We start from the raw sequence: 12,474 nt of genomic DNA on the forward strand, positions 1-12,474 counted from the left end.
CTGCTCTACTCTCCGAATCGTGCCAGTGATTGCTGGCAGAGTCGTGGGACCGCGGGAGGCGTCGGCATGGCCGAGCACGAGCACGTACGAGTGGCGGTGATCGGATCCGGATTCGGCGGCCTGGGCGCCGCGGTCCGGCTGCGCCGCGAGGGGATCACCGACTTCGTCGTCCTGGAGCGCGCCGATTCGGTGGGCGGCACCTGGCGCGACAACAGCTACCCGGGCTGCGCGTGCGACGTACCGTCCCATCTGTACTCGTTCTCGTTCGCGCCCAACCCCGACTGGCCGCGCACCTTCTCGGGGCAGGAGCACATCAGGGCGTACCTGGAGCACGTCACGGACACCTTCGGGCTGCGGCCGCACATCCGGCTGAACCACGAAGTGAAGATGATGCGCTGGGACGGCGACGGCCTCCGCTGGGAGATCGAGACCGCGCAGGGGACGATCGCCGCGGATGTGGTCGTGTCCGCGACCGGGCCGCTGTCCGACCCGAAGATTCCCGAGATCCCGGGCCTCGACAGCTTCCCCGGCAAGGTCTTCCACTCGGCGAAGTGGGACCACGACTACGACCTGCGCGGCAAGCGCGTCGCGATGATCGGGACCGGCGCGTCCGCGATCCAGATCGTGCCGTCGATCCAGCCCGACGTCGCGAAGCTGACGCTCTTCCAGCGGACACCGCCCTGGGTGATGCCGCGCATGGACCGGGCGATCACCGGGCCGGAGCGCTGGCTGCACCGGCAGCTGCCGTTCACCGGGAAGGCGCGGCGCGGACTGCTCTTCGGAATACGGGAGTTGCAGGTCACCGCCTTCACCAAGCACCCCAACCAGCTGGGGGCCATCGAGTCGCTCGCCAAGGCCAACATGGCCAAGGCGATCAAGGACCCGGAGCTCCGGGCCAAGCTGACACCCTCGTACCGGATCGGCTGCAAGCGCATCCTCCTGTCGAGTGCGTACTACCCGGCACTCGCGGAGCGCAATGTGGATGTGGTGGCTTCAGGGCTCAGGGAAGTGCGCGGCTCCACCGTCGTGGCGGCCGACGGGACCGAGGCCGAGGTCGACGCGATCGTCTTCGGTACGGGCTTCCATGTCACCGACATGCCGATCGCCGAGCGGGTGGTGGGCGCGGACGGCATCACGCTCGCCGAGGCGTGGAAGGACGGGATGGAGTCGCTGCGCGGCGCGACGGCGGCCGGCTTCCCCAACTGGATGACGATCATCGGGCCGAACACCGGGCTCGGGAACAGCTCGATGATCCTGATGATCGAGTCGCAGCTCAACTACCTGGCCGACTACCTGCGGCAGTTGCGGGTCCTGGGCGGCAGGGCGGCCCTCGGGGCGCGGGCTTCTGCCGTGCACGCCTGGAACCGGCGGGTGCAGGACCGGATGAAGCGGACCGTGTGGAACACGGGAGGCTGCGACAGCTGGTACCTGGACGCGAACGGGCGCAACACCACCATCTGGCCGGGCACGCCGAGCGAGTTCCGGCGTGCGACGCGGGAGGTGAATCTCGCGGAGTACGAGGTCATCCGGGCACGCGCGGAACAGGAGACGGCCGGCGACAAGGCCGGCGCCGCGGAGGTCGTCGCATGAGCCGGCTGATGAAGGTCGCGGGCGAGCCGCTCGTCGCCTCGCGCGAGCTGACCGCCGTCTCCGCCGACGGATCGCGCCTGCATGTCGAGGTGTACGGGCCCGAAGGCGCCCCCGCGCTCGTCCTGGCGCACGGCTGGACCTGCTCGACGCTGTTCTGGTCGGCGCAGATTCGGGAGCTGGCAGGCTCCGGCGAGTACCGGGTCGTGGTCTACGACCAGCGGGGGCACGGGCGTTCGCCGGCCGTCGGGCATGACGGCTACAGCACCGACGCCCTCGCCGACGACCTCGAAGCGGTGCTCGCCACCGCACTCGCGCCGGGCGAGCGGGCCGTAGTGGCCGGGCACTCGATGGGCGGCATGACGATCATGGCCGCCGCCGGGCGGCCGGGCTTCCGCGAGCACGCGGCGGCCATTCTGCTGTGCAGCACGGGCAGCGCACGGCTGGTGGCCGAGTCGCTCGTACTGCCGATGCGGCCGGGGCGGCTGCGGACGCGGATCACGCGGGCGGTGCTGGGGGCGCGGGCGCCGCTGGGGCCGGTCACGCCGCTCTCGAAGAAGATCCTCAAGTACGGGACGATGGGGCCCGGGGCGTCACCGGAGCGGGTGGCGGAGTGCGCTCGTATCGTCCACGCGTGCCCCAGGGCGTCGCGGGTCGCGTGGTCGCATGTGCTCGCGGAGCTCGACCTTGCCGCGGGGATAAGTGAGTTGACCGTACCCACCGCCGTCATTGCGGGGACCGCCGACCGGCTGACGCCGCGCGTGCACGCCCGCGAGATCGAGGCCGCGCTGCCGCACTCGCTGGGCCTCACCGAGCTGACCGGCGTCGGGCACATGACGCCGGTGGAGGCCCCGGAGGCTGTCACGGCGAAGCTGCGGGAGCTTGTGAACGAGTACGTTGCCGTCCCGGCTGTGGTGAGTGCGGAAGAGAAGGAGCAGGCCGTATGAGCAACAGGCAGAGCCTCGAAGGACAGGTCGCGGTCGTCACGGGCGCGGCACGGGGGGTCGGCGAACTGCTGGCCCGCAAGCTGTCGGCGCGTGGCGCGAAGGTGGCACTGGTCGGCCTGGAGCCGGACGAGCTGAAGCAGGTGGCGGGGCGGCTGCACTCCGAGGCGGACTGGTGGTACGCCGACGTCACCGACCACGAGGCGATGGCGCAGGTCGCGCGGGAGGTGAAGGAGCGGTTCGGGAAGGTCGACATCGTCGTTGCCAACGCGGGCGTCGCTTCCGGGGGGCCGTTCGTCGACTCCGATCCGGTCGCGTGGCGGCGGGTCATCGAGGTCAACCTGATCGGCGGGGCGGTGACGGGGCGGGCGTTCCTGCCGGTACTCATGGAGAGCCGGGGCTACTTCCTCCAGATCGCGTCGCTGGCCGCGATCACGCCGGCGCCGATGATGACGGCGTACTGCGCGTCGAAGTCCGGCGTCGAGGCGTTCGCCCATTCGCTGCGGGCCGAGGTCGGATACCGCGGGGTGCGGGTCGGGGTCGGGTACCTGTCCTGGACCGACACGGACATGGTGCGGGGCGCGGACGAGGACGACGTGATGCGGGAGCTGCGGCAGCGGCTGCCGTGGCCCTCGAACCGGACGTACCCGCTCGGTCCGGCCGTCGACCGGATCGTCGCCGGGATCGAGCGGCGCTCGTCGCACGTGTACGCGCAGTGGTGGCTGCGCGGGATGCAGTCCGTGCGGGGGTACTTGCCGGCTCTCATAGGGGCGGTCGGGCAGCGGGAGATGAAGCGGTTCGAGCCCCGGCTGGCGGGGGTCTCGAAGGGGCTCGTGGGGGCGGGGGGCGAGGCGGACGAGAAGGCGCGTACGCAGCGTAACTGATCGAAATGCGTTGTATGTCCGGTCGTGTCAGTCTGGTCGAGGCCCAAGGGGCGACACCGCCCCGCATCCCCCTCACACCCCAGTAGGAGTGAACCTCATGGGTATCAAGGACCAGTTCAAGGACAAGGCGCAGGAGATCGCCGACCAGGCGAAGCAGGCCAAGCAGGCGAAGCAGGGCGGCCAGGGCGCTCAGCGCGCTCCCGGCGAGCGGACCGCGCGCGGTGCGCAGGACGAGTCGTCGGAGCGACTGCGTCGGGCCCGGGAGGACCGGGACCTGGGGATGGGGCAGGGCCAGGACACGCTGGACGACGAGATGGGCGAGGGTCCGGAGCGCTACCGGGCCTGACGCGGGTCGCGTTGCCGCGTCTTCGTGGAGTAGGGAGAGCGCACCCGGTCGTCGCCGGGTGCGCTCTTTCGTGTGTGCGCGGGGTTGAGTGCGGAAGTGGGGTGCCGCCGCTGCGCGGGGCGGGCGGCGCGGGGCTTCGCCCCGGCCCCCGAGCGACGCTGCGCCGCGCGCCGGGCACCCTTTCCCACTCCGCCCGCCCGTCGGGGCCGCCCTGGCCCACCCGCCCGCCCGTCGGGGGAGAGCTGCGGAAGTCTTCGCCTCCGCAGCCTCTTTCGACGGGTGGGCGGGGTGGGCCAGGGTGGGCAGGTTCGGCGCGAGTCGGCGCGTTCGCCCGCAGGCCCGCAGTCGTCGGCGGTGCCGGCCGTCCGGCCGGGGGCCCGCCCCCGCAGCGGAGGCTCTCGCTGCCCCGTTACTCCGGCCTCGGCGGCAGTTCCGGGCGGGACTTGTCCGGGACGTTCGTGTACGTCGGGGGAGTCGCCGCCGGGCGCTCCGCCAGGAGTTCCAGCGCCACCTGGACCGCGTCGCCCAGCTGCGCCTGACGCCCCTCCGCCCAGTCGAGCGGTGTACGCAGCACCGCTATGTCCGGCTCCACGCCGTGGTTCTCCACCGACCAGCCGTACGCGTCGAACCACGCCGCGTTCATCGGCACCGTGATCACCGTTCCGTCGCCGAGCGTGTGGCGGCCGGTCATGCCGACCACCCCGCCCCACGTGCGCTGGCCCACCACCGGTCCCAGGCCCAGGAGTTTGAACGCCGCCGTGATCATGTCGCCGTCCGACGACGTCGCCTCGTCGGCCAGCGCGACCACCGGCCCCCGGGGGCCGTTCGACGCGTACGACACCGGTTCCGCGTCCCGCGTCAGGTCCCAGCCGACGATGGTGCGGGTGAGCTTCTCGACGACCAGCTCGCTGATGTTGCCGCCCGCGTTGCCCCGTACGTCGACGATCAGCGCCGGGAGCGACACCTCCATCCGCAGGTCGCGGTTGAACTGAGCCCAGCCGGAGCCGCCCATGTCGGGGATGTGCAGGTAGCCGCACTTGCCGCCGCTCAACTCCCGCACCACTTCCCGGCGCTTGGCCACCCAGTCCTGGTAGCGCAGCGGACGCTCGTCGATCAGCGGGACGATCGCGACCCGGCGCGCCGGGCCTTCCCCCTCCGCCGGCCCGAACGTCAGCTCCACCGTCGTGCCCCCCGCCGCCGCGAGCAGCGGGGACGGGCCCGCCACCGGGTCCACCGGCCGGCCGTCCACGTGCGTGAGGACCGCGCCCTCCCGGATGCCCGTACCGGCCAGCGGCGACCGCGCCTTGGAGTCGGACGACTCGCCGGGGAGGATGCGGCGTACCAGCCACTGCCCGTGCCGGCACACGAAGTTCGCGCCCAGCAGCCCCATCGCCCGCTGGTAGTGGGGCGGGCCCTCGTTGCGGCGCGCGGCGGCGACGTACGCGTGCGAGGTGCCCAGCTCACCCAGGACCTCGCGGAGCAGATCCGCGAACTCGTCGGGGGTGGCCACCCGTTCCAGCAGGGGGCGGTACTGGTCGAGGATCGCGTCCCAGTCGACGCCGCACATGTGCGGCTCCCAGAAGTACGCCCGGACGATACGGCCCGCCTCCGCGTACGCCTGCCGCCACTGCGCCTCCGGGTCGACCTGGTGCAGGATGCGGCGCAGGTCCAGGTAGACCGTCGTGTCGGTGTCGCCGGACTCGGTGGCGGGGACCGCGCGCAGCTCGCCCTCGTCCATCACCACCAGGCGCGTCCCGTCGCCGCTCACCGCGAACCAGTCGAGGTGGTCGACCAGTTCCGTCTTGCGCGCCTTGGTGAGGTTGAAGTGTTCGAGCGTGGGGCGGCCCGACATGTCCGCCGGGTTGGCGAACGTCTCGCCGAGCGCTCCCGAGATCGGCCAGCGCAGCCACACCAGCCCGCCGCCGGAGACGGGTTGCAGCCCCGAGTACTTGGACGCGGACACGGGGAACGGCGTCACCCGGTTCGGCAGGCCCTCGACCTCCACCAGGACCGCCGTGCTGTCGGTGCTCTCGCCCTCCTCTCCCTCCACCGGGTCAAGGCCGCCCGCCGCCGGGCGGCCCTCGGCGGACAGGGCGAAGGGGGACGGTGTCGCCGAGGACAGGGGGACGAGGTACGGGCGGCAGCCCAGGGGGAACGAGAGGTCCCCGGTGTGGACGTCGTACACCGGGTCGAAGCCCCGCCACGAGAGGAAGGCCAGGTAGCGGCCGTCGCTCGTGAAGACCGGATTCTCGTCCTCGAAGCGGCCGTTGGTGACTTCGACGATCTGCTTCGTCTCGATCTTGGCCATCTTGATCTGGCGCAGCGTGCGGCCGATGCCGGGATGCGACCAGGTCAGCCAGGCTCCGTCCGGGGAGAAGGCGAGGTCGCGGACCGGGCCGTTGGTGGAGCGGATCAGTTCGGTGACCTCGGGGACGTCGGCCGCTTCGCCTTCCGGTTCCTCCAGCGTGTGCACCAGGAGGAGCCGGCCGTCGTGCGAGGCGATCGCGATCCGTTCGCCCTCCGGGTCCGACACCAGCTCGTGTACGCGCCCGAGCTTCCCGCACGCCAGGCGGCGCGGCTCCCGGTCGCCACTCGCGCGCGGCAGGTACGCGATCTCGATCGCGTCCTCGCCCTCCGCGTCCGTGATGTACGCGACCTGGCCGCCGCCGCCCAGCATCTGGGGCAGGCGGGCCCGTACGCCCGGGACGTCCGTGATCGTGCGGGCCGGGCCGTCGCGGTGGGTCAGCCAGTACAGGCTGCCCCGGACCACTACCGCGCTGGCGCGGCCCGTCGTGTCGACCGAGAGGCCGTCCACGTTGGCTGCCGCCGGGATGTGGTACTTGCGCCGGCCGGCGCGGGGGCCGCCGAGGCGGACGTCCAGGCGGCGCGGTTTCGCGTCGGGGGACAGGTCGTCGACCAGCCACAGGTCGCCGGCGCACTGGTAGACCACACGGGTGCCGTCGCTGGAGGCGTGCCGGGCGTAGAACGCGTCGTGGTCGGTGTGGCGGCGGAGATCAGTGCCGTCGTACCGGCAGGAGTAGAGGTTGCCCACGCCCTCGTGGTCGGACAGGAACGCGATGCGGCCGTTCACGAACATCGGGCAGTCGAGATGGCCGTCGAGGCCGGGGAGCAGCTGCTTGCCGTGCAGCCACAGGCGGCCGGTCGCGCCGCCCCGGTAGCGCTTCCACGCGGCGGGCTCGTGCGGGGGCTTTCCGGTGAGCAGGAGCGTACGGCGCTCGCCCTCGATGTCCGCGACCGCGATGTCGGAGACCGGGCCCCAGGGCAGTTTGGCGCCGGGGCTGCCGTCCGTGGGGAGGGTGTACGCCCAGGAGTAGTGCGAGAACGGCTGGCCGTGCGAGGCGACGGCGAGGATGTGCGAGGGGTGGTCGGGCGACTCAGGGGTCCAGCCGCAGACGCGGGTGTCGAGCGAGCCCCAGTGGCTGAGCCTGCGGGCGGGGCCGCCGTCCACGGGGGCGAGGTGGACCTCGGGGTCGAGGCTGCGCCAGGTCGTGAACGCGATGTGGCGGCCGTCGGGGGAGAAGCGGGGGTGGGAGACCTTCGTACGGTCGACGGTGATGCGCCAGGCGCGGTCGGGCTGCTTGCCCGGCGGGACGACGGGGGCCAGCCAGAGGTCGTCCTCGGCGGCGAAGCAGAGGAGGTCGCCGTGGAGGTGGGGGAAGCGGAGGTACGCGGGGGCGGTGCCGTTGTGTCCGACGCCCTGCCGGGAGCGCCCCGGCGCGTCCCCTTCCGGCACCTCGGGAGGGGCAGCGGCGCCGGGGCGCAGTGAGTCCCCTCGCGGTGATGCGGCGTCGTCGGCCGGAGCGGCCGGAGGTATGCCCTCCGCGCCCAGAGGCTCGGTGGGTGTGGTCTCTTGCGGGCCGACGGACCCGGGTGCGTCGCTCACGCCCCAATGCTTTCCGCACGGCGGGGGCGCGGCAACTTGTGGTGCAGAACACCACCGAAACGGTTTCGTTTCGAGCGGGTGCGGGCGTAGCGTGTGGTGTACGAAACCGTTTCGTTCGGCAGGAGGTGGTTGGTATGGCACGTACGCGGCTCACGCCCGAGCGCGAGAGCGAGCTGTACGAGGCCGTGCTGGATCTGCTGCGCGAAGTCGGTTACGACGGGCTGACCATGGACGCTGTGGCGGCCCGTACGCGGTCCAGCAAGGCCACCCTCTACCGCCAGTGGGGGAGCAAGCCGGAGCTCGTGGCGAGGGCGCTCAGGCACAACAAGCCGGTCAGCGTCGCCGACATCGACACCGGGACGCTGCGGGGCGACTTCCACGCCCTGGTGGAACGGACCGACGACTGCCAGCTGGAGAAGGACTCCGCGCTGATGCGGGGTCTCGCCCAGGCCGTGCACCAGAACCCCGATCTCCATCAGGCGCTCAGGGAGCTGCTGATCGCGCCGGAGCTCACCGGGCTGGACGGCTTGCTGCGGCGCGCTGTCGACCGGGGAGAGATCCCCGCCGAAACGGGCGCCCTGCGGTACGTCCCGCACATGCTGGTCGGCGCCTTCGTCGCCCAGGAGCTCATCGAGGGCCGGTCGCCCGACCGGGCCTTCCTCTCCGACTACGTCGATGCCGTGGTGCTGCCCGCGCTGGGCGTCCCGGTGTAGTCCCGCAGCGGCGCCGTGGACTCTCCCCGCCCCGGCGTCCGTCCCCGCAGAAACGCTCCACCTGACGCGCACCGCTCTCGTCGTCGGGCTGGTCACCCATGCCCTGTTCGCACCAACGACCTGACCGGGAGTACGCCCTCGTGGCCACATTCCTTTACAAGCTGGGCCGGTTCGCCTTCCGCCGCCGCCCCTTCGTCGCCCTCGCGTGGATAGCGCTGCTGGTACTCGCCGGCGTCGGCGCCGCCTCCGCGTCCACTGCCACGTCCAGTTCCTTCTCCATACCGGGGACGGAGGCTCAGAAGGCCTTCGACCTGCTCGACGAGCGCTTCCCCGGTGCCGCTGCGGACGGCGCCACCGCCCGCGTGGTGTTCAAGGCTCCCGAGGGGGAGCGGATGACCGACGCCGGCCACCGCGCCGAGGTGGAGAAGGTCGTCGAGGGGCTCAAGTCGGGCGCCGGCGCCGATCAGATCGCCTCGGTCGTCGACCCGTACGCGGGCAAGGCCGTGAGCCGCGACGGTACGACGGCCTACACCCAGGTCTCGTACAAGGTCAGCGGGATGGAACTGACCGAGGAGGCACGGGAGGCGCTCACCGAAGCGGGTGACGAGGCGCGGGACGCCGGGCTGACCGTCGAGATCGGCGGTGACGCCCTGCAGGCCGTGCCCGAGACCGGGTCGGGCGAGATCATCGGAGTCGCCGTCGCCGCGATCGTGCTCGTGATCACGTTCGGGTCGCTGGTCGCCGCCGGGCTGCCGCTGCTCACCGCGATCATCGGTGTGGGGATCGGCGTCTCCACCATCACCGCGCTCGCGAATGTTCTTGATCTCGGTTCCACGACCTCCACGCTCGCGATGATGATCGGACTCGCGGTCGGCATCGACTACGCGCTGTTCATCGTGTCCCGCTTCCGCGCCGAACTGGCCGAGGGGCGTGAGCCGGAGGACGCCGCCGGGCGGGCCGTCGGAACTGCCGGGTCCGCCGTCGTGTTCGCCGGGCTCACTGTCGTGATCGCGCTCGTCGGGCTCGCCGTCGTCAACATCCCGATGCTGACGAAGATGGGCTTCGCCGCGGCCGGCACCGTCGTGATCGCCGTTCTCATCGCGCTCACGCTGGTTCCCGCGCTGCTCGGGTTCGCGGGCAAGAAGGTCTTCGGGCGCAAGGCCCGCACGCGTCAGGCGCAGCCCGCCGAGGCGGACAAGCCCAACATGGGCACGCGCTGGGCCCGCTTCGTCCTGCGTCGGCCGGTCGCAGTCCTGCTCACCGCCGTGGTCGGTCTCGGTGTGGTCGCCGTACCCGCCGCCTCGCTGGAGATGGGGCTCCCCGACGACGGTTCGCAGCCGGTCAGTACGACGCAGCGCAAGGCGTACGACCTCCTCTCGGACGGCTTCGGGCCGGGCTCCAACGGGCCGCTGATGGTGGTCGTCGATGTGGAGGGGGCCGGAAAGCCCAAGGACGCGGTGGGCCGGGTCACCAAGGTCGTGAAGGGCATGGACGGCGTTGCCGCCACTGTGCAGGGGCCGCTGAACAAGGCCGGCGACACGTCGGTCATCACCGTCGTCCCGAAGGACCGGCCCAGCTCCGAGGGGACCGAGGAGCTCGTGCGGTCCATCCGCGACGCGGGTCCGGGCATCACGTCCGACACCGGCGCCGAGGTCCTGGTGACCGGCGCCACCGCCATGAACATCGACTTCTCGCAGAAGATGAACGACGCGCTGCTGCCCTATCTCGCGCTCGTCGTCGGCCTCGCGTTTCTGCTGCTGATGCTGGTGTTCCGCTCGGTCCTCGTCCCGCTCAAGGCGGCGCTCGGGTTCCTGCTGTCCGTGGTGGCGGCGCTCGGCGCGGTGGTCGCCGTCTTCCAGTGGGGATGGCTGGCGAGCCTGTTCGGTGTGGAGCAGACCGGGCCTGTCATGTCGATGATGCCGATCTTCATGGTGGGTGTCGTCTTCGGTCTCGCCATGGACTACGAGGTCTTCCTCGTCACCCGCATGCGTGAGGCGTACGTCCACGGGGAGCGGCCGGGACAGGCCATCGTCACCGGGTTCCAGCACGGCGCGCGGGTCGTCACCGCGGCGGCCGTGATCATGATGGCTGTCTTCGCCGGGTTCATCGGGTCCAGCGAGTCGATGGTCAAGATGATCGGCTTCGGGCTGGCGATCGCCGTCTTCTTCGACGCCTTCGTCGTACGGATGGCCATCGTGCCCGCCGTGCTGGCGCTGCTCGGCAGGAAGGCCTGGTGGTTGCCGCGCTGGCTCGACAAGGCGCTGCCGAACGTGGACGTCGAGGGCGAGCAGCTGCGCAAGGAGCTGGGTGACGATGCGGGCGACGCCTCCGAGCGGGAGCTGGTGCGCGCCTAGGCACTGAGAAGCTCCGGGGCCGCTCCATGAGCGGAAGGCGGCCCCGGTCGCGCACCGGCTCGTGGGGACGGGACCGGTGCGGCGGTGGGGTCCCCCCGGCGGAAAGCCGGGGGGACCCCACCGTTTTCAGCGGGCGACTTCGGGGGTGACGGGCTCCTCGGCCGCGTGCGTACGGCGCAGGAAGCGCAGCAGTGGTGCCCGGTCGAACTGGATCACCGCCATGCCGTCGTCCGAACGCAGCTCGATCACGGCCTGCACCCTGCCGCACGGCCACACCCGTACATCGCCGCTCTCGGTTTCGGCCGGACGGGTCATGCCCGCCTCCAGGAGGGCCCGGGTGAAGATCCATTCGTTCTCGGAGCCGTCGGGCGAGACGGCCGGCGGGAAGACCAGGCGGACGGCGAGCGGGTCCCGCTCCGGGTCGTAGCGGAGGGCTACGGGGACGGCGTGGCGCTGGGGGCCGTCCGTGACGAGGCAGGCCCGTGCGTGGTCCTCAATTGCGGGGTGCATCGGGCGGCTCCTCAGTTTCGGGGGCTTTGTCCTCTAATGTCCCATATTTTGGGGCGCGCGCTCCGCTTTATTTGTGACCAGTGCGCTCTTGCGACCTCTTTGCAAGAGGGCACTATCATCGAACGGTTCGCCACACCGCAGGAAGCGGAGCCTCCCCATGCATGTCCCCGACGGATTCATCAGTACACCTGTCTCAGCTGTGGCGGGTGTCGCAGCCGTGGCCGCCGTCGCCGTCAGCCTGCGCGGAGCGCGCCGTGAGCTGGACGAGCGGACCGCCCCGCTCGCCGGGCTCGTCGCCGCGTTCATCTTCGCCGTACAGATGCTCAACTTCCCCGTAGCGGCCGGCACCAGCGGGCATCTGCTCGGTGGCGCGCTCGCCGCGATACTCGTCGGCCCGTTCACCGGTGTGCTCTGCATCTCGGTCGTGCTGCTGATGCAGGGCATCCTGTTCGCGGACGGCGGGCTCACCGCGCTGGGCGTCAACATCACCGTCATGGGCGTCGTGACCGTGATCGTCGCGTACGCGCTCTTCCGCGGGCTCGTGAAGGTGCTGCCGCGCCGCCGCTCATCGGTCACCGCCTCCGCGTTCGTCGCCGCCCTCGTGTCCGTGCCCGCGGCCGCCGCGGCCTTCACGCTGATCTACGCCGTCGGGGGTACGACGGACGTACCGCTCGGCAAGGTACTGACCGCGATGGTCGGCGTACACGTCCTCATCGGCATCGGCGAGGCCGCGATCACCGCGCTGACCGTGGGCGCCGTCATCGCCGTACGCCCGGACCTCGTGCACGGCGCGCGCGGTCTGTCCGCGCCGCTCAAGCTGCTGGTGGGCGGTGAGCTGGTGGACGCGGCCCCGGCGGAGGCCCCGGCTCCGGCCGCCGCGCGCTCCACCCGCAAGGTCTGGGGCGCGGGGCTGGCCTCCGCGGTCGTCCTCGCCGGGTTCGTCTCGTTCTATGCGTCCGCCAGCCCCGACGGACTGGAGAAGGTCGCCGCCGACCAGGGCATCGACAAGAAGGTCGAGGAGCACGCCGTCGCCGATTCCCCGCTCGCCGACTACAGCGTCAGCGGCATCAGCGACGGCCGGATCTCCGGCGGCCTCGCGGGCGTCGTGGGCGTCGGCGCGACCGTCGCCGTCGGCAGCGGCGTCTTCTGGACGGTGCGGCGCCGCCGCGGGCAGCATGAGTCGGCGGTCGTGGTCACGCCGGCGCGCACCGAGGAAAAGGAAACCGCCTGAC

At 71.7% G+C, this 12,474-nt stretch carries 8 protein-coding genes and 1 pseudogene; 7 read left to right on the forward strand and 2 right to left on the reverse strand.

The window, feature by feature from the left end; all coding sequences use genetic code 11:
• Positions 1-66 precede the first annotated feature (66 nt).
• The 4 genes from ACWIHY_RS14990 to ACWIHY_RS15005 all read left to right on the forward strand — a co-directional run bounded on the left by ACWIHY_RS14990 (position 67) and on the right by ACWIHY_RS15005 (position 3,761).
• Positions 67-1,590 (forward strand): flavin-containing monooxygenase, encoded by a 1,524-nt coding sequence (locus ACWIHY_RS14990; protein ID WP_454376078.1) that lies wholly within the window; start codon positions 67-69, stop codon positions 1,588-1,590.
• Entirely contained in the window at positions 1,587-2,534 is a 948-nt protein-coding gene (locus tag ACWIHY_RS14995) for an alpha/beta fold hydrolase (protein WP_454376079.1), read from the forward strand. Before ACWIHY_RS14990 ends, ACWIHY_RS14995 begins: the two co-directional genes overlap by 4 nt.
• Positions 2,531-3,415, forward strand: a complete 885-nt coding sequence (locus ACWIHY_RS15000) for an SDR family oxidoreductase (RefSeq protein WP_454376080.1) — start codon at positions 2,531-2,533, stop codon at positions 3,413-3,415. Before ACWIHY_RS14995 ends, ACWIHY_RS15000 begins: the two co-directional genes overlap by 4 nt.
• A 97-nt stretch (positions 3,416-3,512) precedes the next feature.
• Entirely contained in the window at positions 3,513-3,761 is a 249-nt protein-coding gene (locus ACWIHY_RS15005) for a hypothetical protein (RefSeq protein ID WP_454376081.1), read from the forward strand.
• Between the two features lie 409 nt (positions 3,762-4,170).
• Here ACWIHY_RS15005 and ACWIHY_RS15010 read toward each other — a convergent pair whose 3' ends face one another.
• Complete coding sequence (locus ACWIHY_RS15010; protein ID WP_454376295.1) at positions 4,171-7,515, reverse strand: S41 family peptidase; 3,345 nt, start codon at positions 7,513-7,515, stop codon at positions 4,171-4,173.
• A gap of 284 nt (positions 7,516-7,799) precedes the next feature.
• On the opposite strand from ACWIHY_RS15010, the gene ACWIHY_RS15015 reads away from it, so the two are divergent.
• Both ACWIHY_RS15015 and ACWIHY_RS15020 read left to right on the forward strand, forming a co-directional pair.
• Positions 7,800-8,378, forward strand: a complete 579-nt coding sequence (locus ACWIHY_RS15015; RefSeq protein ID WP_454376082.1) for a TetR/AcrR family transcriptional regulator — start codon at positions 7,800-7,802, stop codon at positions 8,376-8,378.
• A gap of 140 nt (positions 8,379-8,518) precedes the next feature.
• Positions 8,519-10,732 carry an MMPL family transporter gene (locus ACWIHY_RS15020; protein WP_454376083.1) on the forward strand — a complete coding sequence of 738 codons (2,214 nt, stop codon included), beginning with the start codon at positions 8,519-8,521 and terminating at the stop codon, positions 10,730-10,732.
• A gap of 126 nt (positions 10,733-10,858) precedes the next feature.
• Here ACWIHY_RS15020 and ACWIHY_RS15025 read toward each other — a convergent pair whose 3' ends face one another.
• A complete protein-coding gene (locus ACWIHY_RS15025; protein ID WP_454376084.1) occupies positions 10,859-11,242 on the reverse strand; it encodes an SsgA family sporulation/cell division regulator in 384 nt (127 codons plus the stop codon).
• An 80-nt stretch (positions 11,243-11,322) separates the two neighbouring features.
• Between ACWIHY_RS15025 and ACWIHY_RS15030 the strand changes: the two are divergent.
• Positions 11,323-12,473 (forward strand): annotated as a pseudogene (locus ACWIHY_RS15030) (energy-coupling factor ABC transporter permease).
• The last annotated feature ends 1 nt before the right edge of the window (position 12,474 follow it).

The organism is Streptomyces sp. NPDC055287 (genome assembly GCF_053646035.1).